The 25,640-nt window shown below is 66.3% G+C and carries 20 protein-coding genes; 8 read left to right on the plus strand and 12 right to left on the minus strand.

Features of this window, described 5'->3' with window-relative positions; all coding sequences use genetic code 11:
• Positions 1-16 precede the first annotated feature (16 nt).
• Positions 17-1,060 (plus strand): metal-dependent hydrolase, encoded by a 1,044-nt coding sequence (locus tag PA6_RS08925; protein ID WP_021700576.1) that lies wholly within the window; start codon positions 17-19, stop codon positions 1,058-1,060.
• A 61-nt stretch (positions 1,061-1,121) separates the two neighbouring features.
• On the plus strand, positions 1,122-2,729 hold the full coding sequence (locus tag PA6_RS08930) for a methyl-accepting chemotaxis protein (RefSeq protein ID WP_021700577.1): 1,608 nt from the start codon (positions 1,122-1,124) through the stop codon (positions 2,727-2,729).
• Positions 2,730-2,785: 56 nt separating this feature from the next.
• On the opposite strand, the gene PA6_RS08935 is transcribed toward PA6_RS08930, so the two are convergent.
• The 3 genes from PA6_RS08935 to PA6_RS08945 all read right to left on the minus strand — a co-directional run bounded on the left by PA6_RS08935 (position 2,786) and on the right by PA6_RS08945 (position 9,197).
• Positions 2,786-4,192: an amino acid permease gene (locus PA6_RS08935; RefSeq protein WP_043216480.1), complete on the minus strand. Its 1,407-nt coding sequence runs from the start codon at positions 4,190-4,192 to the stop codon at positions 2,786-2,788.
• A gap of 301 nt (positions 4,193-4,493) precedes the next feature.
• Positions 4,494-5,546, minus strand: coding sequence for a Leu/Phe/Val dehydrogenase (locus PA6_RS08940; RefSeq protein ID WP_021700579.1), 1,053 nt, complete (start codon positions 5,544-5,546; stop codon positions 4,494-4,496).
• Positions 5,547-5,729: 183 nt separating this feature from the next.
• Entirely contained in the window at positions 5,730-9,197 is a 3,468-nt protein-coding gene (locus tag PA6_RS08945) for an indolepyruvate ferredoxin oxidoreductase family protein (protein WP_021700580.1), read from the minus strand.
• A 198-nt stretch (positions 9,198-9,395) separates the two neighbouring features.
• Here PA6_RS08945 and PA6_RS08950 point away from each other — a divergent pair, with 198 nt between their 5' ends.
• Together PA6_RS08950 and PA6_RS23375 are read left to right on the plus strand one after the other, a co-directional pair.
• The gene (locus tag PA6_RS08950; protein ID WP_021700581.1) at positions 9,396-9,863 is read left to right on the plus strand and encodes an Lrp/AsnC family transcriptional regulator; all 468 of its coding nucleotides are present in this window, start codon (positions 9,396-9,398) and stop codon (positions 9,861-9,863) included.
• Positions 9,864-10,237: 374 nt separating this feature from the next.
• The gene (locus tag PA6_RS23375) at positions 10,238-11,170 is read left to right on the plus strand and encodes a hypothetical protein (RefSeq protein WP_021700582.1); all 933 of its coding nucleotides are present in this window, start codon (positions 10,238-10,240) and stop codon (positions 11,168-11,170) included.
• An 818-nt stretch (positions 11,171-11,988) separates the two neighbouring features.
• Here PA6_RS23375 and maiA read toward each other — a convergent pair.
• The 4 genes from maiA to hppD form a co-directional block, all read right to left on the minus strand.
• A complete protein-coding gene (gene maiA, locus PA6_RS08955) occupies positions 11,989-12,651 on the minus strand; it encodes a maleylacetoacetate isomerase (protein WP_021700583.1) in 663 nt (220 codons plus the stop codon).
• Positions 12,641-13,624: a fumarylacetoacetate hydrolase family protein gene (locus tag PA6_RS08960; protein WP_021700584.1), complete on the minus strand. Its 984-nt coding sequence runs from the start codon at positions 13,622-13,624 to the stop codon at positions 12,641-12,643. The genes maiA and PA6_RS08960 overlap by 11 nt, the downstream gene beginning before the upstream one ends.
• 143 nt (positions 13,625-13,767) lie before the next feature.
• A complete protein-coding gene (locus PA6_RS08965; protein WP_021700585.1) occupies positions 13,768-14,907 on the minus strand; it encodes a homogentisate 1,2-dioxygenase in 1,140 nt (379 codons plus the stop codon).
• A 4-nt stretch (positions 14,908-14,911) separates the two neighbouring features.
• Entirely contained in the window at positions 14,912-15,994 is a 1,083-nt protein-coding gene (hppD, locus tag PA6_RS08970; RefSeq protein WP_021700586.1) for a 4-hydroxyphenylpyruvate dioxygenase, read from the minus strand.
• Between the two features lie 362 nt (positions 15,995-16,356).
• Here hppD and ccoG point away from each other — a divergent pair, with 362 nt between their 5' ends.
• The 3 genes from ccoG (at position 16,357) to PA6_RS08985 (ending at position 19,941) form a co-directional block, all read left to right on the plus strand.
• A complete protein-coding gene (gene ccoG, locus PA6_RS08975; protein ID WP_021700587.1) occupies positions 16,357-17,772 on the plus strand; it encodes a cytochrome c oxidase accessory protein CcoG in 1,416 nt (471 codons plus the stop codon).
• A gap of 62 nt (positions 17,773-17,834) precedes the next feature.
• Positions 17,835-19,244, plus strand: a complete 1,410-nt coding sequence (mapR, locus tag PA6_RS08980) for a GntR family transcriptional regulator MpaR (RefSeq protein WP_021700588.1) — start codon at positions 17,835-17,837, stop codon at positions 19,242-19,244.
• 76 nt (positions 19,245-19,320) lie between these two features.
• Entirely contained in the window at positions 19,321-19,941 is a 621-nt protein-coding gene (locus PA6_RS08985) for a hypothetical protein (protein ID WP_021700589.1), read from the plus strand.
• A 37-nt stretch (positions 19,942-19,978) separates the two neighbouring features.
• Here PA6_RS08985 and PA6_RS08990 read toward each other — a convergent pair whose 3' ends face one another.
• From PA6_RS08990 to PA6_RS09010, 5 genes are all read right to left on the minus strand, one after another.
• Positions 19,979-21,757: an ABC transporter ATP-binding protein gene (locus tag PA6_RS08990; protein ID WP_021700590.1), complete on the minus strand. Its 1,779-nt coding sequence runs from the start codon at positions 21,755-21,757 to the stop codon at positions 19,979-19,981.
• Positions 21,750-22,358, minus strand: a complete 609-nt coding sequence (locus PA6_RS08995) for a DsbA family protein (protein WP_043216481.1) — start codon at positions 22,356-22,358, stop codon at positions 21,750-21,752. The genes PA6_RS08990 and PA6_RS08995 overlap by 8 nt, the downstream gene beginning before the upstream one ends.
• A 128-nt stretch (positions 22,359-22,486) precedes the next feature.
• Positions 22,487-23,425, minus strand: a complete 939-nt coding sequence (gene trhO, locus PA6_RS09000; protein ID WP_021700592.1) for an oxygen-dependent tRNA uridine(34) hydroxylase TrhO — start codon at positions 23,423-23,425, stop codon at positions 22,487-22,489.
• A 124-nt stretch (positions 23,426-23,549) separates the two neighbouring features.
• On the minus strand, positions 23,550-23,855 hold the full coding sequence (locus PA6_RS09005; RefSeq protein ID WP_021700593.1) for a BolA family protein: 306 nt from the start codon (positions 23,853-23,855) through the stop codon (positions 23,550-23,552).
• 13 nt (positions 23,856-23,868) lie between these two features.
• Positions 23,869-24,366, minus strand: a complete 498-nt coding sequence (locus PA6_RS09010; protein ID WP_021700594.1) for a DUF2059 domain-containing protein — start codon at positions 24,364-24,366, stop codon at positions 23,869-23,871.
• Between the two features lie 186 nt (positions 24,367-24,552).
• Between PA6_RS09010 and PA6_RS09015 the strand changes: the two genes are divergently transcribed.
• Entirely contained in the window at positions 24,553-25,563 is a 1,011-nt protein-coding gene (locus PA6_RS09015) for a DUF2804 domain-containing protein (protein ID WP_021700595.1), read from the plus strand.
• Positions 25,564-25,640: the final 77 nt, after the last annotated feature.

Consider the following 25,640-nt stretch of genomic DNA (forward strand, 5'->3'; position numbering starts at 1 on the left):
TCTTACGAGAAGACACATGGACTCGATCACCCAGGCGGTACTCGGCGCCAGCATCCAGGGCGCCCTGCTCGGCCGCTGGCAAGGCCGCCGCGCCCTGCTCTACGGTGCCATGCTCGGCACCCTGCCCGACCTCGATGTGATCATCGACTACGGCGACGCCGTGGCCGACATGACCTACCACCGCGGCTTCAGCCACTCGCTGTTCGTGCTCAGCGCCCTGGCCCTGGCCCTGACCCTGCTGATCCGCAAGCTGCGCCCCGACCCCGGCTACTCGGCGCGACGATTGTTCCTGACCCTGTGGCTGGTGCTGATCACCCACCCCCTGCTGGACGCCTTCACCAGCTACGGCACCCAGCTGCTGTGGCCGCTGCAGACGCCGCCGGTGGCCTGGTCTTCAGTGTTCATCATCGACCCGCTTTACACCCTGCCGCTGCTGGTGGCGGTCATCGTGGGCCTGGTCCGGGGCCTGCGCGACCGCCCGCAGTGGCTGGCCATCTCGGCGCTATGCCTGTCCACCGTCTATCTGGCCAGCACCCTGGGCGGCAAGTGGATGGCCGAACAGCGGGTGCAAAGCGTGCTGGCGCAGCGCGGCATCCAGGCCGACATGCTGTTCAGCACGCCCACACCGTTCAACAGCCTGCTCTGGCGGGTCATCGTGATCGAGGGCGAGGACTACCACGAGGCGCTGGTCGGCTGGCTGGACGATGCGCCACCGCGCCTGGAGCGCATTCCCCGCGGCAGCGAGCTGGCCAGGGTGTTGCGCCACTCGCCGCAGCACCAGCGGCTGGGCTGGTTCACCCAGGGCGTGCTGCGCTACGACCGCATCGGCAACGAACTGATCGTCACCGACCTGCGCCTGGGCATGACCGGTTTCCATCCGTTCCGTTTCGTCTTCGCCGAACACCTCGACGGCCGCTGGCAACCACTCGCCCAGGTCGAACGCCTGCCCTTCAGCCGTGGCCAGCCCGAGCACCTGCTGACGCTGTGGCAGCGCATCTGGGACGAGCGCGAGCCGCTGCAGCTGGTGAGCTGGGCCAAGGCGCTGCAGGAGAAGCCCTGAACTCGCCGCCGGCATCTCTGGACTAGGCTTGACGTAAAGCCGACACCACGGAGACAGCGGCATGAACATCCGCCAGAAAATGATCGCCTGCGGCGCCATCAGCGTGCTCGCCGCCACCCTGCTCGGCGGGCTCGGCTTCTGGGGGCAGATGCGCCTGGCCGCGGCCCTGGCCGAGAACGAACTCAGCGTCAGCGCCCTGCGCAATCACCTGGAAGGCGACATGATGCACGACGCCCTGCGTGCTGACGTGCTGGCCGCCTTCTACATCGAGCCCGGCGACAGCAACGCGGTCAGCCAGGTGCGCACCGACCTCGACGATCACAGCCAGTGGTTCCAGCGCACGCTGCAGGACAATGCCGCCCTGCCACTGAGCGCCGACATCAAGCAGGCGATCGCCCAGTCGCAGCCGGCACTGACGGACTACATCGCCCAGGCCAAGCGCATCGTCGAACTGGCGCTGGCCGACCCGGCGTCCGCGCGGGCGCAGATGCCGGCCTTCGACCAGGCCTTCGAGGAACTGGAAGAGAAGAACGAGGCCCTCAGCGGGCTGATCGAGCAACATGCGGCCAAGACCCGCAGCGACAGCGAAGCGGCGGTGGAACAGGCCGCCTGGCTGCTGGTCGGCGGCATGGTCCTGGTCTGCCTGCTGCTCTGCCTGCTCACCACCCACCTGATGAAGGCCGTGCTGCGCCCGCTGAGCAAGACCATCGCCGTGGCCCGCGCCATCGCCCAGGGCAACCTGCGCAGCGCCATCGACGTGGAGAGTGACGATGAAGCCGGCCAGCTGCAGCGGGCCCTGGCCGACATGCAAAGCTACCTGCGACAGATGATCGAGACCATCCGCCGCGAAAGCGAGCAGCTGCAGAACACCGCCCAGCACCTGAATGGCGCCTCGCAGCACATCGTGCACAGCTCACGCGAGGAGTCGGACAACGCCGCCAGCATGGCCGCCGCCATGGAGCAGATGATCCACAACATCGCGCAGATCGCCGACCATGCACGCAACGCCCAGGCCATCTCCTCGCACTCCGAGCAGCTGGCCAGCGACGGCGGCCAGGTAATACTCGGCGTGGTCGACGGCATGAGCCGCATCGCCGAGGCGGTCAACGAGTCATCAGAGACCATCACCGCGCTGGGTCAGTCGTCCGAGGAAATCTATTCGATCATCCAGGTGATCAACAGCATCGCCGAGCAGACCAACCTGCTCGCCCTCAATGCCGCCATCGAGGCGGCACGGGCCGGCGAGGCCGGACGCGGCTTCGCCGTGGTCGCCGACGAGGTGCGCAACCTGGCCTCGCGTACGGCGCAATCAACCCAGGAAATCGGCGCGATGATCGAGCGCATCCGCAACAGCACGACGCAGGCGGTCAGCAGCATGCAGGCCGGCGTGACGCGGGTGAGCGACGGGGTCAACCTGGCACGCCAGGCCGGCGAGTCGATTGGCGAGATCCGCGGCGGCGCCCAGCGTGCCGCCGAGGTGGTGGAAGAGATTTCCCACACCATCGGCGAACAGAGCCGGGCCTCCGGCGAGGTGGCCGAGCGCGTCGAGCAGATCGCACGGATGTCGCAGCAGAACAGCCAGACGGTCAACGAGCTGGCCACCGCTGCCCAGCGCTTGGACAGCGTCGCGCGCAGCATGCAGGCGCAGGTGCTGCAGTTCCAGACCTAGAGTATGCGAGCAGAAAAAAGCCCGGCCTGAGCCGGGCTTTTTGCAGAACGCCGCGATCAGCCGTGACTGCCGGCCAGCCGCGCGCCGGCCGCCAGCTTGAAGCGGTAGCAGCCCCAGAGGAACAGCAGCCAGACCGGAATCGCGTACACCGACACCTGGATGCCCGGGATGAACAGCATCACGCCGAGGATGAACAGCACGAAGGCCAGGCAGATGTAGTTGCTCAGCGGGAACCAGAAGGCCTTGAAGCTGGGCTCCACGCCCTTGGCGACCATGGCCTTGCGGAACTTCAGGTGCGCCAGGCTGATCATCGCCCAGTTGATCACCAGCGAGGCCACCACCAGCGACATCAGCAGCTCCAGCGCGCTCTTCGGCGCCAGGTAGTTGACCACCACGCAGAGCAGGGTCACCGCCGCCGACAGGGCAATGGCCAGCACCGGCACGCCGCGGGCGTTGACCTTCATCAGCGCCTTGGGCGCATCACCCTGCTCGGCCAGGCCGTAGAGCATGCGGCTGTTGCAGTACACGCCGCTGTTGTAGACCGACAGCGCGGCAGTGAGCACCACGAAGTTGAGCACATGGGCGGCGGTGTCCTCGCCGATCAGCGAGAAGATCTGCACGAAGGGGCTGCTGGCATAGGCGTCGCCGCCCGAGGTCAGGGTCTTCACCAGATCGTCCCAGGGGTGCAGCGAGAGCAGGATGGTCAGCGCACCGATGTAGAAGATCAGGATGCGCCAGACCACCTGGTTGATCGCCTTGGGAATCACCGTCTTCGGCTGGTCGGCCTCGGCGGCGGTGATGCCCACCAGCTCCAGGCCGCCGAAGCTGAACATGATGATGGCCATCATCATCACCAGGCCGGACACGCCGTTGGGGAAGAAGCCGCCATGGCTCCACAGGTTACTGATGCTGGCCTGCTCGCCACCGGCGCCGCTGAACAGCAGGTAGCCGCCGAGCAGGATCATGCCGACGATGGCCACCACCTTGATGATGGCGAACCAGAACTCGGTCTCGCCGAAAGCCTTCACGTTGACCAGGTTGATCAGGTTGATCAGCACGAAGAAGACCAGCGCGGTCACCCAGGTGGGGATCTCCGGCCACCAGTACTGCACGTACTTGCCCACGGCCGTGAGCTCGGCCATGCCCACCAGCACATAGAGCACCCAGTAGTTCCAGCCGGACAGGAAGCCGGCGAACGGGCCCCAGTAGCTATGGGCGAAGTGGCTGAAGGAGCCGGCCACCGGCTCCTCGACGATCATCTCGCCGAGCTGGCGCATGATCAGGAAGGCAATGAAGCCGCCGATCGCATAACCCAGGATCATCGACGGCCCGGCGCTCTGCATCACCCCGGCGGAGCCGAGGAACAGGCCGGTGCCGATGGCGCCGCCGAGGGCGATCAGCTGGATATGGCGATTTTTCAGACCGCGCTTGAGCGGGCCGGTGTGCAGATGTTCGGACATCAGCGGGCGCTCCGGGTCGGACGACGGGAAAGGCAAGTGCGAGGCATGGGTTCACCTGTCTGGGAAATGTGCCGGCGGACTCGTGATCCGCCAGTCGGGGCCCGCCGGCCGTGGCCTCGGGCGCGGCGAGTATACACCCGAGGCCTATAGACTATGGCCTGTTCACGCTTCGGGGGCGGGTAGTTCTTTGTGGGAGCGGCCTTGGCCGCGAAGCTCTTATACCGCCTGCCGCTATCGCGGCCAAGGCCGCTCCCACGCTACGCGTGATGCTAACTGGGTGAAGTAAAGCAAGCGTCGACAGCCCCTAGCGGCCGAGGCGCTCGCGCGCCATGCGGTCGGCGATGGCGGTGGTGGTGGCGCCCTCGGCCTCGGCGCGCTGGAAGATCTCCGCCAGGGTCGTCTCGATGCCCTCGATATGCGCCTTCAGCGCGGCGGTGCTGCCGCCGGTGCGCTCGTAGCACACGTCGATGATGCCGCCGGCGTTGATCGCGTAATCCGGCGCGTACAGGCAGTCGCGCCGGCGCAGCTGCTCGGCCAGTTCCGGGCTGGCCAGCTGGTTGTTGGCGGCGCCGGCGATGATCGGCGCGCGCAGCGCCTCCAGGGTCTGCGGGTTGACGATGGAACCCAAGGCGCAGGGAGCGAACACGTCGACGTCGAGGCCGAATATCTCGTGCTGGCCCACGGCGCGGGCGCCCAGCTGCTCCACGGCGCGGCGCTGGTTGGCCTCGAAGATGTCGGTCACCCACAGCTCAGCGCCGGCGTCCTTGAGGTGACGGGCCAGGCTGAAACCGACCTCGCCGACGCCCTGGATGGCCACGCGCAGGCCCTTGAGGTCGTCGCGGCCGAGACGGTGACGTACCGCCGCGCGGATGCCGACGAACACCCCGTAGGCGGTGGACGGCGAGGGATTGCCGTCGCGGCTGCCGCCGTCGAAGGCCTCGCGCTGGCCGGCGCCGGCCACATGGCGGGTGCGCTGGGCCATGATCTGCATCTCGGCCACGCCGGTGCCCGAGTCGGCGGCGGTGATGTAGCGCCCGCCGAGCCTGTCGACGAAGTCGCCCATGGCCTGGAACAGCGCCTCGCTCTTGCCGCTGCGCGGGTCGCCGATGATCACCGCCTTGCCGCCGCCCAGCGGCAGGCGCGCCAGCGCGGACTTGTAGGTCATGCCGCGCGACAGGCGCAACACGTCGCGCAGGGCCTCCTCGTCGCTGGCGTAGTTCCACATGCGGCAGCCGCCGAGGGCCGGGCCGAGGGTGGTGTCGTGCACGGCGATGATGGCCTTGAGACCGCTGGCCGGGTCGTGGCCGAAGACCACCTGTTCGTGGTGGTCGAAGTCGATATGGGTGAAGACGGGCATGGGAATTCTCTGTTCTTGTTGGATATGAAATGTTGAGTGGGCACGAACACCCTTCTCCCCCTGGGAGAAGGTGGCCGTATGAGAGGCAGCCCCCTCTCCCCAGCCCTCTCCCGCAAGCGGGAGAGGGAGTACCGATTCCCCTCTCCCATTCATGGGAGAGGGGCTAGGGGAGAGGGTGCTTTTCTAGGCAGCCGGCTCGAACAGCTGCACCGCGGCGATCTCGCTGACCAGCAACCGCGCCTTGAGCTGCTCGGCCTGCTCGCGGGCCTTGGCCAGGGCCTGTTCCTTGACGTGGCCATAGCCGCGGATCTGCTCCGGCAGCTCGGCCAGGGCCACGGCGGTGCGGTAGTTGTCCGGGCGCTGCTCCCTGAGCAGCAGCTCGACCAGCTCCTCATACTCGCCGATCAGCTCGCGTTCGACCTTGCGTTCGGCGCTGTGGCCGAAGGGGTCGAACACACTGCCGCGGAGAAACTTGAAGCGCGCCAGCACGCCGAACACCTTGAGCATCCACGGGCCGAACTCGCGCTTGACCGGCGCGCCGGTGCGCGGGTCGGGCTTGGCCAGCCAGCTCGGCGCCAGGTGGAAGTGCAGGCGATAGTCGCCCGCGAACTGCGCCTCCAGCGCCTGGCGGAAGGCCGGTTCGCTGTACAGCCGCGCCACTTCGTACTCGTCCTTGTAGGCCAGCAGCTTGAAGTAGTAGCGCGCCACCGCACGGCTCAAGGCCTGGTCGGCGCCGCTGTCGGCCTGGCGCACGCGGGTCACCAGTTCCAGGTAGCGCTGCGCGTAGGCGGCGTCCTGGTAGGCAGTGAGGCGCGCCATGCGGTCGGCGACTATCTCGTCGAAGGTTTCGCAACGCGGCGCATCGGGCGTCTTCGGCTTGGCCAGCTGCTCCACCGCGGCCAGGTCATGGGCGGCACGACGGCCCCAGAGGAAGGCCTGCTGGTTGAGCGGGATGGACACGCCGTTGAGCTCGATGGCCTTGTTGATGGCCTCGGCCGACACCGGCACCAGGCCCTTCTGATACGCATAGCCGAGCATGAACAGGTTGCTGGCGATGGTGTCGCCGAGCAGCGCGGTGGCCAGGCGGGTGGCGTCGACGAAGTGGGTCTTGCCCTCGCCCACCGCCTCCAGCAGCGCCTCGCGCATGGCCGCGCCGGGCACCTGGGCGTCCGGGTTGCGGGTGAACTCGGCGGTGGCCGCCTCGTGGCTGTTGACCACGGCGTGGGCGATCTTGTCGTTGAGCTTGGCCAGCGATTCCTCGCCGGCTGCCACCACCAGGTCGCAGGCCAGCAGCAGGTCGGTCTCGCCGGCGGCGATGCGCACGGCGTAGATATCGTCCTGCTTGGCGGCGATGCGGATGTGGCTGATCACCGGGCCGAACTTCTGCGCCAGGCCAGCCTGGTCGAGCACGGTGCAGCCCTTGCCTTCCAGGTGCGCGGCCATGCCCAGCAGCGCGCCGACGGTGGTCACGCCGCTGCCGCCAACACCCGGCAGGAGGATGTTCCAGGGCCGGTCGAGCTGCGGCTGGCGCGGCTCCGGCAGGGCCACGAACAGCGCCTTGGCGCCCAGCGCCTCGGGCTTGCGCAGGCCGCCGCCGTGCACGGTGACGAAGCTCGGGCAGAAGCCCTCGACGCAGGAGAAGTCCTTGTTGCAGGCGTTCTGGTCGATCTCGCGCTTGCGCCCCAGCTCGGTCTCCAGCGGCAGCACGGAGAGGCAGTTGGACTTCACGCTGCAGTCGCCGCAACCCTCGCACACCGCCGGGTTGATAAAGGCGCGTTTCTGCGGATCAGCCAGCTTGCCGCGCTTGCGGCGGCGGCGCTTCTCGGTGGCGCAGGTCTGGTCGTACAGGATCACCGTGGTGCCCTTGATCTCGCGCAGCTCGCGCTGCACGGCGTCCAGCTCGCGGCGATGGTGGAAGGTGACGATGGGCGCGAAGGTGGCGCGGGTCGGGTACTTGTCCGGCTCGTCGCTGACCAGGGCGATGCGCTTCACGCCCTCGGCGTGGACCTGCTGGCTGAGCTGGTCGATGCGCAGTTCACCGTCGATCGGCTGGCCGCCGGTCATGGCCACCGCGTCGTTGTAGAGGATCTTGTAGGTGATGTTCACCCCGGAGGCCACGGCCGCGCGCAGGGCCAACTGGCCGGAGTGGAAGTAGGTGCCATCGCCGAGGTTCTGGAACACGTGCTTGGTCTCGGTGAACGGCGCCTGGCCGATCCAGGTGGCGCCCTCGCCGCCCATCTGGGTGAAGGTGTCGGTACGGCGGTCCATCCACTGGGTCATGTAGTGGCAGCCGATGCCACCGAGAGCACGGCTGCCTTCCGGCAGCTGGGTGGAACTGTTGTGCGGGCAGCCGGAGCAGAAGTGCGGGGTACGCTTGGTGTCGTGCTTGGGCGCGGCCAGCGCGGCTTCCTTGGCGGCGAGGAAGGCCAGGCGCTCCTCGATCTGCGGGCTGGTGTAGATCGGCGCCAGGCGCTTGGCGATCACCCGGGCGATCATCGCCGGGGTCAGCTCGGCCAGGTTGGGCAGCAGCGAGTTGCCCTCCTCGTCGAACTCGCCGACCACCCGCGGGCGCTTGCCGACCGGCCAGTTGTACAGCTGGCCGGTGAGCTGGTCCTCGATGATGCTGCGCTTCTCCTCGACCACCAGGATTTCGTCCAGGCCTTCGGCGAACTGGTGCACCGATACCGGCTCCAGCGGCCAGCTCATGCCGATCTTCAGCACACGCAGACCGACCTTGGCGCACAGTTCCTCGTCCAGTCCCAGGTCATCGAGGGCCTGGCGCACGTCCAGGTAGGACTTGCCGGTGGTGATGATGCCGAGGCGCGGGTTGGGCGAGTCGAGCTTGATCTGGTCCAGGTTGTTGGCCAGGGCGAAGGCCCGCGCGGCGTAGATCTTGTACATGTTCAGGCGCTTTTCCTGCGCCAGGGGCGGGTCCGGCCAGCGGATGTGCACGCCGTCTTCCGGCAGCTGGAAGTCGGTCGGCAGGCTGATCTTTACGCGCAGCGGGTCAACGTCCACCACGGCCGAGGAATCGACGTTCTCGGCGATGGTCTTCAGCGCCACCCAGCAGCCGCTGTAGCGCGACAGCTCCCAGCCGATGATGCCGTAGTCGAGCATCTCCTGGACGTTGGCCGGGTTCAGCACCGGAATCGACGCGGCGATAAAGGCATGCTCGCTCTGGTGGGCGATGGTCGAGGACTTGCAGCCGTGGTCATCGCCGGCCAGCAGCAGCACACCGCCATACGGGGACACGCCAGCCGAGTTGCCGTGCTTGAACACATCGCCACAGCGGTCCACACCCGGGCCCTTGCCGTACCACATGGCGAACACGCCGTCGTAGCGCGCGCCAGGGAACAGGTTGGCCTGCTGGCTGCCCCATACGGCGGTGGCGCCCAGCTCCTCGTTGACGCCGGGCTGGAAGTGGATGTGGTTTTCCTGGAGGAACTGCTTGGCGTCCCACAGGCTCTTGTCCAGGTTGCCCAGGGGCGAGCCCCGGTAGCCGGAGATAAAGCAGGCGGTATTCAGGCCAAAGGCGGCATCACGCTGTTTCTGCAGCATGGGCAGGCGGGTCAGGGCCTGGGTACCGGTGAGGTACAGCTGGCCCGTGGCTACACGGTACTTGTCGTCCAGGCGGATTTCGGCCAGAGACATGGTGCGCTCCTTTTATTCTTGTGTGAGCGACGCGGCCCTTCTTGGAGGCCGCCGTTTGACCCAGGCGCGGGATCGCCGCGCCGAGTCGCATGGTCAAAACTATGACCGAGCAGTTCTGGATTTTTCTTTCTTTTTTCAGGCCTGCAGCGAGATACTGCGCATGACTTATCCCTTCATGACCAATAAAGAGAACAATTCATGCAGGAATCATTAAGCCCTATCGACCGCCGCATCCTCCGCCTGCTGCAGCACAATGCCGACCTCTCCGCCGCCGAGATCGCCGAGAAGGTGGAGCTGTCGCAATCACCCTGCTGGCGCCGCATCCACCGCATGCAGGAGGAAGGGCTGATCGAGCGCAAGGTCGCCCTGCTCAACCCGAAGAAGCTCGGCCTGGGCATCACGGTGTTCGTCGATATCAAGCTCTCGGCGCACGGGCGCAGCAACCTGGAGGAGTTCGAGCAGGCGGTGGTCGGCTACCCGCAGGTGCTGGAGTGCCACACCATGGCCGGTGGCTCGGATTACCTGCTCAAGGTGGTGGCCAAGGACATTGCCGACTACGAGCGTTTCCTGCGCGACCATCTGCTGCAGCGGCCGCATGTGCACGAGGCGCACTCGCATATTGCGATGAGTGAGGTGAAGAGGACTACGGAGTTGCCGTTGGATTGAGATCGCCCGGCTGAGCTGGGAGCTTACAGCCCTCTGGTATCTGCAATCGGCCGATTCTGTTGAAAAACGCCCTTGGCGATTTTCTTCACCGAAAATGCATGGCTAACGTTGAAATCTGACTCGCGTCAGTGACCTGACTGCTCTGCATTTCACGTAGCAGCGCTTAATTTGGACTTTTTTCAGACTACGAACAAGCAGCTCTGCCGCACACCGAGTTTTTCAACAGAATTGGCCAACAACGGACTGATCAAACCTTGCTTGAGCCTACCTCCTTTTGACGATTCAAGATCTCTAGGACAGCCGCGGCGATTCAGTGACCGTCAGCTTGGGGTATAATGGAAATATCTCAACAAAAATTCAGATAAGTAGACGTTATGCACAACAAGATTGTAGCTGTGGCCTTCCTTCTTGCTTCTCTAATGGGCTGCGCATCACGAGGAAGTGTTCCTGCAAGCGACCCTCGTTACCCAAAAATGACAGAGTGTGGCGCTGACTTAGTGGTGTTTATTGCCTCTGACACCGTGCTGACACAGCGCGTAGAGCGTGACCTTCGCACTGGTCCGCTGCCGGCTCCGATGCAATTGGCCCTTGAAGACCGCATGAAAAGCCATCCCTCTGCAGGGTATGTAGAAGTGGTTTTCAGTGATGTGGGTTCGGCGGCCCTGAATAGAAATCTAAATAGCGTTGTTAAGCCGAAAGCGGCCGACATGATGGCAAATTCCGAACTTAAGTTCGCGAATGACAAGATTAAGGCTTTGCAGGAAATCGTTCCTCAACTTGCAGAATCCGCGCAGTCATCCTGCAAGCAAGCTGGCTATTCATTCACGGCCATCAAGCCGCTTTCAGTTATCCTGGTCACTGAGGAGCCAAAGGTGGCAAGTGCCACGCCAAGCACTCCCCAGCAGGTCTCGAAGCATCTAAGCGCTGAGCCTGAGCCCCACAAGTCCAGCCCTGCCATAAAACGAAGTGCTGAGTTGCCAGCAGCCAGCAAAGCAGAACCAAAGCCCGTAAAAGCTCAACCCTCTATTCGCGTGCGAAAAGCAAGTCAGAGCGAGCGGGTCCAGTTGGCAAAATCTGTCGGTAGCGCCCTTAAAGATGCGGATTCTGCAAAGTACGCAGAGATGGATGTCATACCCAAGAAATTCGCATGCGTTAGCGTCAATGCTAAGAATTCATTTGGCGGATATACGGGCTTCAAATCTGTGCTGGTGGCCTACATAGATATAGATTGGTTTTATCTCCAGGAGGTTGGAAGTCACTCTCTTTGCCATACAGTCATGACCAAGATGGCGAGGAATAACTCGTAACTACCGATTCGACTAAAGAGCAGGAAGCATGAGCACTTCAACCCAATCACTGATTGCGCTTACACATTCGGAAAAGGGGACAGATTTATTTTCCAAGCTCCTTCGCTGAGCGGAACCTCCCATTTCGCCCTTACGGCGAGTTATTTTCTCTTGCCTGGCCAAGAGAAAATAACCAAAGAGAAGGCCACCCCGACATCCGGGTCTGGCCTGCGGCCAGACTTCCCTCCCTCCGGTGCCGCTCCGGGGGCCGGCTTACAAGGGCCATCCCTGGCCCTTTAAGCCTCTCGCCGCATCCATGCGGCTCGTCCCCCTGCGCAACACCTCTACTCGGCCTCCTGACGGGGACTCGGGCTCCGAGGTGCCTGGTGGTTTTTCTTGGCGCTGCGCGCATTGATCGCCGCCACTCTTCGCGTGCCAATTCGTCGAACTGTCAGGCAGCACCAAACGCCCCTTCAGGAGGGTGAGCGGAATCGTCGTGGAAGGGGTTGAGCGGCATGGATGCCGCGAGAGACGCGATGGGCCAGGGATGGCCCTTCGCGGCGCGCCCCTGGAACGGCGATGGAGCGAACGAACCCGGAGCGAAGCGCAGGGCCGGATGGCGGGGCAAGCGCTTTTGGTTACTTTTGTCGCGACTGACAAAAGTGACCCGCCCAGCAGGGCGGAACCACTGCCGAAACCAACCCGAAAACCAGCAGCGGCAAGAACCTCTAACGACACCAGCTGCAACGGGCAGACGCGGGAGCGTCAGGAGCGGCACGAAAGCGCGCAAGAGCAGAAGCGCCCTCTCCCTAACCCTCTCCCGTAAACGGGAGAGGAAACTAGAGCACCGCGTCGGGCTGCGCCTCGGGTGCAGCGGCCTTGAAGGCATCGAGGGCCAGGCATCTGCCCTCCATCTCCAACAGGCGCGGAAAAGCCTCCAGAGAACAGGAGAAGCGCCGTGCGTTGTACAGCTGCGGGATCACGCAGGCTTCCAGATAGCCCGGTCGGTTGCCCAGTGACAGGCCGTCGTCGAGCACCGCCAGCCCCTGCTCCACCGCCGCCAGCCCCTTTTCCACCCAGTGCCGGTACCAGGCGTTCTTCGCCTCGTCCGAGGCACCCAGTTCGGCGCTGAGGTATTGCAGCACACGCAGGTTGTTCAACGGATGGATGTCGCAGGCGATATGCAGGGCCAGGGCGCGCACCTGGGCACGCTGCGCCGGGTCGGCCGGCAGCAGCGCCGGCACCGGGAAGACTTCGTCGAGGTATTCGAGGATGGCCAGCGACTGGGCAATGCGCACCCCGCCATTGCCCTCGTCCACCAGCAGCGGCACCAGGCCCTGCGGATTCAGCGCCTGGTACTCGGCCGCGTGCTGCTGGCCGCCGTCCCTGACCAGGTGCACCGGCACCTGGCGATAGGCCTGGCCCTTGAGATTGAGGGCGATGCGCACCCGGTAGGCGGCGCTGGAGCGCCAGTAGCCGTAGAGCGTCAGCTCAGTGCTCATAACGCTCCACCGCCTGGTCGATGGCGCCGAAGATGCTCTGGCCGCTCGCGTCGAACATCTCGATGCGCACCCGGTCGCCGAACTTGAGGAACGGCGTCTTCGCTTCGCCTTGCTCGACGATTTCCAGCATGCGCTTCTCGGCCAGGCAGCTGGAGCCGGCGCTGCGGTCGTAGTTCGACACGGTCCCGGAGCCGATGATGGTACCGGCGCCCAGCGGGCGGGTCTTGGCGGCGTGGGCCACCAGGGTCGGGAAGTTGAAGGTCATGTCCACGCCGGCGTTGGGCTGGCCGAACAGGGCGCCGTTGATGTGCGACACCAGCGGGCGGTGCACCTTGCCGTCCTTCCAGGCCTCGCCCAGCTCGTCCGGGGTCACGGCCACCGGCGAGAAGCTGGATGAGGGCTTGCTCTGGTAGAAGCCGAAGCCCTTGGCCAGCTCGCCGGGAATCAGGTTGCGCAGCGACACGTCGTTGACCAGCAGCAGCAGGCGGATATGTTCGCCCGCCTCGGCCGCCGTGGCGCCCATCGGCACGTCGTCGGTGATCACCGCCAGCTCGGCTTCCAGGTCGATACCCCAGGCCTCGTCGGCCAGGCGGATCGGGCTGTGCGGCGGGATAAAGCTGTCCGCCCCTCCCTGGTACATCAGCGGGTCGTGCCAGAAGGATTCGGGCATCTCCGCGCCACGCGCCTTGCGCACCAGTTCGACATGGTTGACGTAGGCGCTGCCGTCGGCCCAGTGGAAGGCGCGCGGCAAGGGGCTGTGGCAGGCGGCCTGATCGAAGGCGAAGGCGCCCTGCTCTAGGCCGTCGTTGAGGCGCTGGTAGACCGCTTCCAGTTGCGGGCGCTTGGTCGCCCAGTCGTCCAGCGCGGTCTGCAGGGTGGCGGCGATCTGCGGCACCTTGACAGCGCGGGAGAGGTCGCGGGAGACGACGATCAGCACGCCGTCGCGGCCTTGGTTGAGTGATGCGAGTTTCATGTTTCCTACCTATTCGTCTGTTCGCACGCGGGCCTTTACTCCCCTCTCCCATTCATGGGAGAGGGGACGGGGGAGAGGGTTAGCTGTCTGCCCCCTCTCCCTGGCCCTCTCCCCGAGGGGAGAGGGAATGGTCCGTGCAGTTCTCAGCCTGGCTTCCCCGGCGCACGCCAGGAGTTCACGTATTCCGGCACGTCCACCGCGGCGGCGGCCTCGGCCACTTCCAGCGCGCGGCGGGTGTCGATCATCACCGCCACTTCCTCGGCGAAGGTGGCCGGGTCTTCCTGGGCCTTCTTCAGCGCCTTGGGATGCGGGCCGTGGGGGAAGCCGCAGGGGTGCAGCGTCACCATCCCAGCCTCGATGTTGTCGCGGCTGAAGAAGTTGCCACGGTGGTAGAACAGCACCTCGTCGTAGTCGTCGTTGTTGTGGAAGAACGGCACCTTGAGCGCGCCGGGGTCGCTCTCGACCGGGCGCGGGGTGAAGGTGCAGACCACGAAGCCGTTGGCGACGAAGGTGGTGTGCGCCGAAGGCGGCAGGTGGTAGCGGTGGCTCATCAGCGGGCGGATGTCGCGCCAGTTCAGGCGCACCACCGTGTTGTCGCCATGCCAGCCCACTGCATCCAGCGGGTTGAACGGATAGGTGACGGTGCTGATCTGGTTGCGCCGCTTGATCCTGATCTGCCAGGTGCGCTCGTCCTGCTGGGCCTTGAAGGCGGCGTCGATGCGCGGGTGGTCGAGCACCGCCGGGTCGAAGATCGCCTGTGGGCCGAGCAGGCCCTTGTCCGGCAGCTGGTAGGCGCCGTCGGTGTTCTCGATCAGCAGGAAATGGCTGGGCGCCGTTGGCTCGATGCGCCAGGCGGTGCCGCGTGGGATCACCAGATAGTCGCCGTCGCGGTACTCCAGGTGGCCGAAATCGCAGTAGAAATGCCCAGCGCCGTCATGCACGAACAGCAGCTCGTCGCCATCGGCGTTGCGCACCAGATGCTGCATGGCGCCAACGGTCTTCCACACGCGCAGCTTCACATCGGCGTTATGCAGGGTCAGCGGCGCCTGCAGCGGGCAGTCGCGCTCGCTGGCGATCCGGTTGAAGTTGAAGGCGTGCGGGCGCAGCGGCCCTTCCCAGTCGACCCAGCCGGTGGGCGGGTGCTTGTGGTGCAGCTGGGTCACAGGGCCGAAGAAGCCTTCGCGGCCCATCTCCCGCTCGTAGGTGCCCTCGGGGAAATCGCAGTGCGCCTGGCGCGAGTGCTCGCCCTCGCGCAGGGGGAAGCTGATCCATTGGCGGCTCATCGCATCACTCCTGAGTGATCACACCACGGCGCAGCTGGTCTTCCTCGATGGATTCGAACAGCGCCTTGAAGTTGCCCTCGCCGAAGCCCTGGTTGCCCTTGCGCTGGATGATCTCGAAGAAGATCGGGCCGATCACCGTGTTGGTGAAAATCTGCAGCAGGATGCCGTCATCGCCCGGCGCGCCATCGATCAGGATGTTCAACTCGCGCAGCTGGTCGAGCGGCTCGCCGTGGCCGGCCACGCGGCTGTCGACCTTTGCATAATAGGTGTCCGGAGTGGTCATGAAGTCCACGCCGTTGGCACGCAGCTGGCGCACGGTGGCGTAGATGTCGTCGGTGCTCATGGCGATATGCTGGATGCCCTCGCCGTGGTACTCGCGGATGAATTCCTCGATCTGCGACTTGTCGTCGGCCGACTCGTTGATCGGGATGCGGATCTTGCCGCAGGGCGCGGTCATGGCGCGGGAGAACAGGCCGGTGAGCTTGCCCTCGATGTCGAAGTAGCGAATCTCGCGGAAGTTGGCGATGCGCTCGTAGAAGCCGGACCAGACGTCCATCTGCCCGCGCTTGACGTTGTGGGTCAGGTGGTCGATCTGCTGCAGGCCGACGGCGTTGTCGCCCGGCTTGCGGCCCTCGATGTATTCGAAGTCGACGTCGTAGATGGTCTTGTCACCGTAGCGATCGACCAGATACAGCAGCGAGCCGCCGATGCCTTCGACGCAGGGAATGTTCAGCTCGCCGAAGTTGGCGTGGCTGCCGACCAGGGTGGCGCCCTGCTGCTCGACATAGGCGGCTGCCTGGGCCGCGTTCTTCACTCGGAAGGCCATGGCGCAGGCGCTCGGCCCGTGCTTCTCGCCGAAGGCGCGGACATGGCCGGTGGGACTGCCGTTGAGGACGAAATTGATGTCGTTCTGCTGGAACAGCCAGACCTGCTTGGAGCGGTGCTTGGCCGTTTCGGTAAAGCCCATGGCCGTGAACAGCTGGCGCAGCTGCTCGATGCCTTCCGGCGTCGGCGCGGTGAATTCGACGAACTCGAAACCGTCGGTTCCGATGGGGTTGTGCTGATCGATCTTGGCCACGGCGTTCATCCGGCCTCCCTGAATTGTTGTTGTGGGGCAGTCGTCCGCCTGTTGGCGGCGCGTTTGGACTGCTGTCATCACAACCCCTGGCCGGCACGCGAACAAGCCGAGGCGGAGGCCGCCGCCGCCACGCATCCCTGGCCTTACGGCAAGTTTTCCTTACAGCGCCAGGCACCCTCCCCCAACCCCGGCATTCGCGTAACGATTTCTTGCCAAAGTGGTTCAGGCAGCTGCCAGTGGGCTGCGACCCGGCGCCGCAGTGCACCTGCTTGCCATCTGATACGGTTTTTCACGGGCAAGCTGAGTCTGTTACGCACGCCGCCCGACCGGCAGAGTGCGCGCAGCCTGATTAGCAGCCCGAGAGGCCCACCATGAGCGAGCGCATACCGGCGCAGATCATCGACACCATCGACCCGCGCCAGCCGGTCCGCCTGACCCCGGCGCAGGCCGGCGGCCCGATCCACACCCGCAGCTTCAGCGGCCTGTACCGCAACCTGCGCCTGTATGGCGCGGGGCTGCTGATGCTGATCTTCTTCGGCACCGCCTGGCTGGACTGGGACGGTCGCCAGGCAGTGCTGTGGAACCTGGCCGAGCACCGCTACTACATCTTCGGCGCCACCTTCTGGCCGCAGGACTTCATCCTGCTCTCGGCGTTGCTGATCATCTGCGCCTTCGGCCTGTTCACCATCACCGTGTTCGCCGGCCGCGTCTGGTGCGGCTACAGCTGTCCGCAGAGCGTGTGGACCTGGCTGTTCATGTGGCTGGAAAAGCTCACCGAAGGCGAGCGCCACCAGCGCATCAAGCTCGACGCCGCGCCCTGGGGCCCGGCCAAGCTGCTGCGCCGCAGTGCCAAGCACCTGCTGTGGCTGGCGCTGAGCCTGCTCACGGCGCTGACCTTCGTCGGCTACTTCACGCCGATCCGCCCGCTGGCGCTGGAGCTGTTCACCTGGCAGCTCGACGGCGCCACGCTGTTCTGGGTGCTGTTCTTCACCAGCGCCACCTACCTCAACGCCGGCTGGCTGCGCGAGAAGGTCTGCGTGTACATGTGCCCCTACGCGCGCTTCCAGGGGGTGATGTTCGACAAGGACACCCTGCTGGTTGCCTATGACGCCGCCCGCGGCGAGAAACGAGGCCCGCGCAGGAAGGACGCCGACCACAAGGCCGAAGGCCTCGGTGACTGCATCGACTGCACCATGTGCGTGCAGGTCTGCCCCACCGGCATCGACATCCGCGACGGCCTGCAGGTCGAATGCATCGGCTGCGCCGCCTGCATCGACGCCTGCGACAGCATCATGGACAAGCTGGGCTATGCCCGCGGCCTGATCCGCTATGGCTCCGAGCATGAGATGCAGGGCGGCCGCCGCCACCTGCTGCGGCCGCGCCTGCTGGGTTACGCGGCGGCCCTGCTGCTGATGATTGGCGCCTTCGCCTGGGCCCTGCAGGCGCGCTCGCTGGTGTCGCTGGACGTGGCCAAGGACCGCGGCATGTTCCGCGAGAACGCCGCCGGGCAGATCGAGAACGTCTACCGCCTCAAGCTGATCAACAAGACCCAGCAGCCGCAGCGTTACCACCTGGGCCTGGTGGCCGGCCAGCCGTTCCGCCTGAACGGGCCGAGCGACCTCAGCCTGGCCGCCGGCGAAATCCTCGAGGTGCCGGTCAGCGTGGTGCTGGAGCGCGAGCCGCTGGGCCGCAGCCCGGCGCCGGTGTCCTTCGAGGTGGTCAACCTGCGCGACGGCAGCGAACGCGTGGAGGCTGGCAGCACCTTTATCGCCCCCAGTGGGCGCTGATGGCCGGCCAGCCACCCCTGCCCTTAGACTGTGGCCCGGAATGGACCGCAGTCAGGGGCGAGATGAAACGCTACGAACAGTTGGCCGAACAGATCGCCGAGCTGATCCGCAGCGGCGTGCTCGCCCCCGGCGAGCGCGTGCCCTCGGTGCGCCAGGCGCGGCGCAGCTACGGCGTCAGCCCCTCGACCATCTTCCAGGCCTACTACCTGCTGGAAGATCGCGGCCTGATCCAGGCCCGCGCGCGCTCCGGCTACTTCGTTCGCGAACTGGCGCGCCAGCCGCTGGCCGAGCCCGGCAGCAGCGCACCGACCGCCACCAGCACCGAGGTGGACGTCAGCGAGCTGGTGTTCTCCGTGCTCGGCTCGCTCAAGGACCCGGCCACCGTGCCTTTCGGCTCGGCCTTCCCCAGCCCCGAGCTGTTCCCCCTGCCGCGCCTGGCGCGCTCGATGGCCCACGCCCTGCGCGACATGCCCGGCCATGCGGTGATCGCCGACATGACCGCCGGCAATCCCGACCTGCGCCGGCAGATCGGCCTGCGCTACCGGGTTGCCGGCGTAAGCCTGGCGCTGGAAGAGCTGGTGATCACCAACGGCGCCATGGAGGCGCTCAACCTGTGCCTGCAGACGGTGACCCAGCCAGGCGACCTGGTGGCCATCGAGTCGCCGGCCTTCTACGCCACCCTGCAAGTACTCGAGCGGCTCAAGCTCAAGGCGGTGGAGATCCCCGTACACCCGCGCGAAGGCATCGACCTCGGCGTGCTCGCCGAGCGCCTGGCCAACCTGCCGATCAAGGCCTGCTGGTTCATGAGCAGCCTGCAGAACCCCATGGGCGCCACGCTCGGCGAGGCACAGAAGGCCGAGCTGTACGCCCTGCTCAAGCGCCACCAGGTGCCGCTGATCGAGGACGACGTGTACGCCGAGCTGCACTACGGCGCCCAGCCGCCGCGGCCGCTGAAGAGCTTCGACGACGCCGGCCTGGTGATGCACTGCGGCTCCTTCTCCAAGAGCCTGGCGCCGGGCTACCGGGTCGGCTGGGTAGCCGGCGGGCGCTATGCCGAGCAGATCGCCCGGCTCAAGCTGATGACCACCATCTCGCCCTCGGTGCCGGCCCAGGCGGCCATCGCCGACTACCTGCAGCACGGCGGCTACGACCGCCACCTGCGCAAGCTGCGCATTGCCCTGGAGACCCAGCAGGCGGCCATGCTCGCCTCCGCGGCGCGGCATTTCCCGGCCGAGACGCGAGTCAGTCGCCCGGCCGGCGGCTACTTCCTGTGGTTCGAATTCCCCGAGCGGGTCGACTCGCTGCAGCTGTTCCAGCTCGCCCTGGCCCAGGGCATCAGCCTGGCGCCGGGGCCGATCTTCTCCGCCACCCGCGGCTTCCGCCATTGCGCGCGGCTCAACCACGGCCACCCCTGGGATGCACAGAGCGAACAGGCGATGGCGGCGCTCGGGCGCATCCTCGCCACGCTCTAGACGCTATGCTGCGGCTAGGCAGTGCCGCGAGCATGGGCGACACTGACGCAGAGCCTCTACCACAAGGACCGGCAGCATGAGTGACGACAATGCCCCTGGCAGCGAACCCCAGGACGATGGCGAGCAGGGCCTGATGCAGCTGGGCAAGGCCGGCAAGGTCAACCGCCTGCTGCTCTTCGGCCTGGCCGGCATGCTGCTGCTCAACCTGATCGCCTGGGTACTGGTCTTCGTCCTCGGCGGCTCCTCCGAGCCGGACGAGGAAGCCCTGGCGGCCCTGGCCAGTAAGGCCAGTGTCGATGCGCTGCAGAAAGAGGTCGCCGCCCTGCAGTTGCAGATCGCGCCGCTGCAACAGCAGATCAAGGACCAGCAGCGGCTCATCGGCATGCTCTCGCAGCAGCCCCAGAAACCGGCCCAGCAGCCGGCCGCCGAAGGCGCTGGCGACGGTACGGCAATGGCCGAACTGCAGGAGCGCAACAAGGAGAACGTGCGCATGCTGGCCCTGACCCTGATCGGCCAGGAGCGCAACTACCAGCAGAGCCTCGAGGCGCTGAAGGCCGGCATGCGCGAACTGGCCGGCATGACGGCCGGCTCGCGCAGCTGGCTGGAGTTCTACGAGGACTCGCTGGCCAAGCCGATGGCCGACAGCCAGGCGCGGGTCAAGGCGCTGGAGAAGTGGTCGGCGCAGCAGAGCCAGTGACGCCGGCCGCCCCGGGGCGGCCGGTCAGCGCCCCCAGCTAGTGCTGCAGGTGCCCGTAGAGCTTGGCGTACAGCCCGCCCTCGGCGATCAGTTGCTGGTGATCACCATCCTCGGCGATGCTGCCGCCGTCGAACACCAGCACGCGGTCGGCCTGCTTCACCGCCGACAGGCGATGGGCCACGATCAGCGTGGTACGACCGCTGAGAAAGCGCCCGAGCGCCTCGTGCAGGGCATACTCGGTGGCGGCATCCAGAGCCGAGGTGGCTTCGTCGAGAATCACCACCTTGGGCTCGGCCAGCACCGTGCGGGCGATGGCCAGGCGCTGGCGCTGGCCACCGGACAGACGCACGCCGGAACGCCCGACCACGCTGTCCAGGCCGTCCGGCAAGGCGCGGATGGTGGCGGACAGCTGGGCGATCTCCAGTGCCTGCCAGCAGGCTTCGTCGCTGCGCTCACGGCCCATGCACAGGTTGGCGCGCACCGTGTCGTTGAACAGCGCCGGGTGCTGCAGCACCACCGCCACATGCTCGCGCACCCGCTCCAGGCCGATTTCCTCCAGGCTCGCCCCGCCGAAGCGGATGGTCCCGGCCTGGGCCGTGTAAAGGCCCAGCAGCAGCTGCACCAGGGTGCTCTTGCCGCCGCCACTGGCGCCGACCAGGGCGACCTTTTCGCCGGGCGCGATGGACAGGTCGAGGTCGTGCAGCACCGGCTCGTCGCGGTAGGCGAAGCGCAACCCGCGCACCTCGATACCGACGGTATCGCGGCCCTTGAACGGGTCGCTGCGGCCTTCGTGCTGCGGCTCGTCGGCACGCGCCAGCAGCTCGTTGATCCGCGCCAGCGCGCCACCGGCGGCGTAGTAGGCGTACTGCACGCCGAGCAGTTGCTCGACCGGGCCGATCATGTACCAGAGGTAGCTGAACACGGCGAGCATCTGGCCGATCGACAGGTCGGAGAACAGCACAGTGAGCATGGCCGCGGCGCGGAAGATGTCGATGCCGAACTGGAACAGCAGGCCGCTGGTGCGCCCCGCCGCGTCGCTCTTCCACTGCGAGGCCACCGCGTAGTCGCGTACTTCCTTCGCTCTGAGGCCGAGGCGGCCGAGGAAGTAGCCCTGACGGTTGCCGGCGCGCACCTCCTGGATCGCTTCCAGGGTCTCGGTCAGCGCCTGGGTGAAGCGCGAGGTGCTGTCGTTCTCCAGCTTCTTCAGGTGCTTGACCTGCTTGCCCAGCTGCACCGTGGCAAAGATCACCAGCGGGTTGAACAGCAGGATCAGCAGCGCCAGCTGCCAGTGCATCCAGATCAGCACGGCGGCGGTGCCGGTCAGGGTCAGCAGGGCCACCAGCACCTTGCTCAGGGTCTCGCCGATGAACTTGTCGAGGGTGTCCAGATCGGTGACTAGGTGGGCGCTGACGGTGCCGCCACCGAGGTTCTCGTACTCGCTCAGGGCGATGCGCTTGAGCCGCTCGATCAGGCGCACGCGCAGGCGATAGATGACGTCCTTGGACAGGCGGGCGAACAGGCGCGCCTGCAGCACGTTGCTGACCAGCGCGCCGAGACGCAGCGCCAGGGTCAGCACCAGCATCAGGCCGATGTAGCCGGCCGCACTCTGCCAGTCGGCGGGCAGGAAACGGTCCATCACCCGCAGCGCCGCATCGCCCTGCTTGAGCAATACCTCGTCCACCAGCAGCGGCAGCAACAGCGGAATCGGCACACTGCACAGGGTGGCGAGCACGGCGATCAGGTTGGCCAGGATCAGGCCCTTGCGATGGCGCAGTGCCAGGCGGCGGATTTCCGCCCAGGTCAACCGATCAGGCATGCGCGGCCTGCTCCAGCCAGCGGCCGAGCAGCGGCGCCAGCGTCTGCAGCGGCTGGTAGCCGTTGGTCAGCAGGGCCAGCTGGCCGCGGCGCTCGGCCAGCAGGGTGGGGAAACCGGCGATGCCGAGGTCCTGCACCCAGTTGAAATCGACCTCGGTGGCGGCCTGCATGGCCTGGCTGTCGAAGGCGGCGACGAACTCGATACGCGGAATGCCGGCACGCTCGGCCAGCTCCACCAGCACCTTGGCGTGGGTCACGTCGCGGCCCTCGGTGTAGAAGGCCTGCTGGATCAGCTGCAGCAGGGGCCAGACGCTCTGCTCGTCCAGCTGGCGCGCCGTGACCAGCGCCCGGCATGCCGGCTCGGTGTCATAGACGAAGCCTTCCGGCAGGGCGTCCTGGAAGTTGAACAGCTGGCCGGTGCTGGCGTTGACCGCCTGCCAGTGCGAGAGGATGCGCACCCGCACCGATGGCTCCATGGCCGCACGCTCGCGGCGCAGGCCACCGACCACCAGCTGCAGCGGCACGCCGGCGGCAGCTGCCTGCTCGGCCAGGGCCTGCACCACCGGGGCAAAGCCCCAGCACCAGGAACACATGGGGTCCATCACGTAGAGCAGGCGGTCTGGGCGCAAGCTGGGCTCCTCGAAATTCCGTAGGGTGGATAACGGCGCAGCCTTATCCACCGGGGTGACGGCTGGTGGAAAAGACCTGCGGTCGTTTTCCACCCTACTCCTCATTGCTCCTGCAGGGCCTTGTAATTGAAGCCGATGGGGTGCGGCAGGTTGCGCTGCTGGGCGATCTCGATCTGCTTCTGCCGCTCGCGGGCGGCCTGGCGGGTCTTCTCCGGCAGCGAGTCCCAGCAATGCGGGCAGCTGATGCCTGGCGAGTAGTGCGCGCTCTGCCGATCCTCGGCGGAGATCGGGTTGCGGCAGGCGTGGCACTGGTCGTAGTCGCCCTCGCTGAGATCGTGGCGCACGGTCACGCGGTTGTCGAAGACGAAGCAGTCGCCCTGCCACTTGCTTTCATCCTGCGGCACCTCTTCCAGGTACTTGAGGATGCCGCCCTTGAGGTGGAAGACCTCCTCGAAGCCCTCGCCGAGCATGTAGCTGGAGGCCTTTTCGCAACGGATGCCGCCGGTGCAGAACATGGCGACCTTCTTGTGCCTGGCCGGGTCGTAATGGGCCTTGATGTACTCGGGGAACTCGCGGAACGACTTGGTCTTGGGATCGACGGCGCCCTCGAAGGTGCCGATGGCCACTTCGTAGTCGTTGCGGGTGTCGATCAGCAGCACCTCGGGGTCGGCGATCAGGGCGTTCCAGTCCTTGGGCTCGACGTACGTGCCGACGCGCTGGTTGGGGTCCACGCCCGGCACGCCGAGGGTGACGATTTCCTTCTTCAGCTTGACCTTGGTGCGGTAGAAGGGCTGCTCGTCACAGTAGGACTCCTTGTGGTCGACATCGGCCAGGCGCGCGTCGCGCTTGAGCCAGGCCAGCAGGCCGTCGATGCCCTCGCGCGTGGCGGAAACGGTGCCGTTGATGCCTTCCTCGGCGAGCAGCAGGGTGCCCTTCACGCCGCATTCGAGCATGGTGTTGAGCAGGGGCTCGCGCAGCGCTTCGTAATCCGGCAGGGACACGAACTTGTACAGCGCCGCGACAACAATCTTCGCAGTCATGCAATCTTCTCCAGTGGTCACCCTCGCAAAGGGCGGACCGGGGTTCCAAATGAAAGCGCCGGCTTGAGCCGGCGCGGGGTGCGATTCTAACGCAGCGGCGCGGCCTGGGGCACGCGCTGCGGGATTAGTGGTCGTGCTTGCTGCCACCACGGCAGGTTGGCGAATCCGGTGCGGCGCCCTGCGCGGCCCACTCCTCGGGGGTATAGGTGTGCAGCGCCAGGGCATGGAACTGCTGCATCAGCTCGCCCAGGGTGGCGTAGACCTTCTGGTGGCGCTTGACCGCATTCAGGCCGGCAAAGGCCGGGCTGACGATCACCGCCTTGTAGTGGGTTTCCTGGCCACGGCTGTGCATGTGGCTCTCGTCCTGCACATCGAGGTGCTCGCTGTGCAGCGGCTGCAGGGCGGCGATGATCTGGTCGCGCATGCTCATGTCCGGTTCCTCGTTACGGCTTGGCGGGTTTCAGTTCGCTGGTCATCGCCCCCAGCAGGCGGTCGACTTCCGGCACCGCCTGCTGCAGACGGGCCTGGGTCAGCTGGGCGGAGTGCGCCATCAGCTGCGGCATCTGCTCCAGCACCTTGCGCCCGACCGGGGTCTGGTAGAAGGCCAGCAGTTCCTTGAGTTCGGCTTCGCTGAAGGCATCGGTGTACAGCGCCACCAGCGCCTCATCCAGTTTGCCCTCGCCCACCACCTTGTCCAGCGCGGTATCGGCCTGGGCCTGGTAGCGCTCCAGCACGGCCTTCTGCGCCTCGCTGCCACCGGCCTGGGCGAAGCGCTGGGCGAACATCTGGCGCACCTGCATGTAGGCCGGCACCGCCAGCTTGTCGACGCGGGTCAGCTCGACGAAGCGCTTGGCCTCGGCAACGTGGCTGGCGGACGCGGCCAGCAGCGGCCCGCTGGCAAACAGCAGCAGGAAGGAAAAAACGGCGCGCAGGCGGGTCATGGAGTGCATCCTCGGGTAAAACGCGGGGCGCCATTCTGCGCGCAGCGCCTCCATGGCTCAAGCGCGGCGCACGGTGCAAAAGGCCAGCACTTGCCCCGGCGACCCAGTAATGGGCATGATTGTCATTCCCTGGCGGCTGGCCCATAAATCGCATAACAGAGCCTGCCCCACACATGGATGTGTCTGATGAACAGCTTCACCAACCCGCTCGCCCAGCACGCACAGCCCCTGTGCGACGCCCATGGCCGCCTTGAGCCGAATGCCATCGGCTGGTCCAGTCGCCCGCAGGTGAACTGCGCCATGCCGCGCAACCTGGGCCGGCGCAAGCGCTGGAACCACTGGTGCATCACCACGCCGGACTGGATGCTGGCCCTGACCTTCGCCGACCTCGACTACCTGGGCTACGGCGCGGCCTACTTCCTCGACCTGCGCAGCGGCAAATCCGCCTCGCGTACCCAGCTGCGCCCGTTCGGCCAAGGCTGCGACCTGCCGGACACGCCGCTGCAAAGCCATGCCTTCCGCCACAGCCGCCTGCAGCTGCGTGCCGATGACCGTGGCAGCACCATCCGCCTCACCGCCATGGCACCGGACATCGGCGGCCAGCCGCTGCAAGTGGCACTGGATATCCAGCGCCCGGCGCACCTGGAATCGGTCAACCTGATCTGCCCCATGGGCCGCCGCACCTTCCACGCCACCAGCCGCCAGCTCGGCCTGCCGGTGACCGGCAACCTGCAACTGGGTGGCCGACAGTACCTGTGCACGCCGGGGCAGAGCTTCGCCTCGCTGGACTTCGCCCGCGGCGTCTGGCCGCTGAAAAGCCACTGGACCCGCGCCGCCTTCGCCGCCCCTGGCGGTATCGCCGGCAACTTCGGCACCGGCTGGTGCGACTACAGCGGGCTGTCGGAAAACGCCCTGTGGTTCGGTGGCGAACTGCTGCATCTGGAGGAGCGGGTCGAGATCGAGCGCCCGCCCAGCGGCCCGCTGGAACCCTGGAACCTCTACAGCGCCAGCGGCCAGGTCGAACTGCGCTTCACCCCGCGCCAGCAGCACCAGGCCTGCCCGCGCCTGGGACCGCTGTATGCCGATACCCGCCAGTGGTTCGGCTGCTTCGACGGCGTGCTGCGCGGCCCGCAGGGCGAGAAGGTGCCGGTCAGCAGCGCCTACGGCTGGGTCGGGGCAACCCACGCGCGCTGGTAATCGCTGCCATAGAAAAGCTGTGGAACCGCGGCGATGCACGGCGGCCTAAACTGCCGACCAGTGAACAGGAGAGCCGC

This window comes from Aquipseudomonas alcaligenes NBRC 14159, assembly GCF_000467105.1.
In the GTDB taxonomy this organism is placed as follows: domain Bacteria; phylum Pseudomonadota; class Gammaproteobacteria; order Pseudomonadales; family Pseudomonadaceae; genus Aquipseudomonas; species Aquipseudomonas alcaligenes.

Excerpts from the sequence above, each read along its gene's own strand:
- PA6_RS08925 (WP_021700576.1), top strand. The coding sequence starts at position 17 with ATGGACTCGATCACCCAGGCGGTACTCGGCGCCAGCATCCAGGGCGCC.
- PA6_RS08930 (WP_021700577.1), top strand. The coding sequence starts at position 1,122 with ATGAACATCCGCCAGAAAATGATCGCCTGCGGCGCCATCAGCGTGCTC.
- PA6_RS08940 (WP_021700579.1), bottom strand. The coding sequence starts at position 5,546 with ATGCCCGTCTTCACCCATATCGACTTCGACCACCACGAACAGGTGGTC.
- PA6_RS08945 (WP_021700580.1), bottom strand. The coding sequence starts at position 9,197 with ATGTCTCTGGCCGAAATCCGCCTGGACGACAAGTACCGTGTAGCCACG.
- PA6_RS08950 (WP_021700581.1), top strand. The coding sequence starts at position 9,396 with ATGCAGGAATCATTAAGCCCTATCGACCGCCGCATCCTCCGCCTGCTG.
- PA6_RS23375 (WP_021700582.1), top strand. The coding sequence starts at position 10,238 with ATGCACAACAAGATTGTAGCTGTGGCCTTCCTTCTTGCTTCTCTAATG.
- maiA (WP_021700583.1), bottom strand. The coding sequence starts at position 12,651 with ATGAGCACTGAGCTGACGCTCTACGGCTACTGGCGCTCCAGCGCCGCC.
- PA6_RS08960 (WP_021700584.1), bottom strand. The coding sequence starts at position 13,624 with ATGAAACTCGCATCACTCAACCAAGGCCGCGACGGCGTGCTGATCGTC.
- PA6_RS08965 (WP_021700585.1), bottom strand. The coding sequence starts at position 14,907 with ATGAGCCGCCAATGGATCAGCTTCCCCCTGCGCGAGGGCGAGCACTCG.
- hppD (WP_021700586.1), bottom strand. The coding sequence starts at position 15,994 with ATGAACGCCGTGGCCAAGATCGATCAGCACAACCCCATCGGAACCGAC.
- ccoG (WP_021700587.1), top strand. The coding sequence starts at position 16,357 with ATGAGCGAGCGCATACCGGCGCAGATCATCGACACCATCGACCCGCGC.
- mapR (WP_021700588.1), top strand. The coding sequence starts at position 17,835 with ATGAAACGCTACGAACAGTTGGCCGAACAGATCGCCGAGCTGATCCGC.
- PA6_RS08985 (WP_021700589.1), top strand. The coding sequence starts at position 19,321 with ATGAGTGACGACAATGCCCCTGGCAGCGAACCCCAGGACGATGGCGAG.
- PA6_RS08990 (WP_021700590.1), bottom strand. The coding sequence starts at position 21,757 with ATGCCTGATCGGTTGACCTGGGCGGAAATCCGCCGCCTGGCACTGCGC.
- PA6_RS08995 (WP_043216481.1), bottom strand. The coding sequence starts at position 22,358 with ATGGACCCCATGTGTTCCTGGTGCTGGGGCTTTGCCCCGGTGGTGCAG.
- trhO (WP_021700592.1), bottom strand. The coding sequence starts at position 23,425 with ATGACTGCGAAGATTGTTGTCGCGGCGCTGTACAAGTTCGTGTCCCTG.
- PA6_RS09005 (WP_021700593.1), bottom strand. The coding sequence starts at position 23,855 with ATGAGCATGCGCGACCAGATCATCGCCGCCCTGCAGCCGCTGCACAGC.
- PA6_RS09010 (WP_021700594.1), bottom strand. The coding sequence starts at position 24,366 with ATGACCCGCCTGCGCGCCGTTTTTTCCTTCCTGCTGCTGTTTGCCAGC.
- PA6_RS09015 (WP_021700595.1), top strand. The coding sequence starts at position 24,553 with ATGAACAGCTTCACCAACCCGCTCGCCCAGCACGCACAGCCCCTGTGC.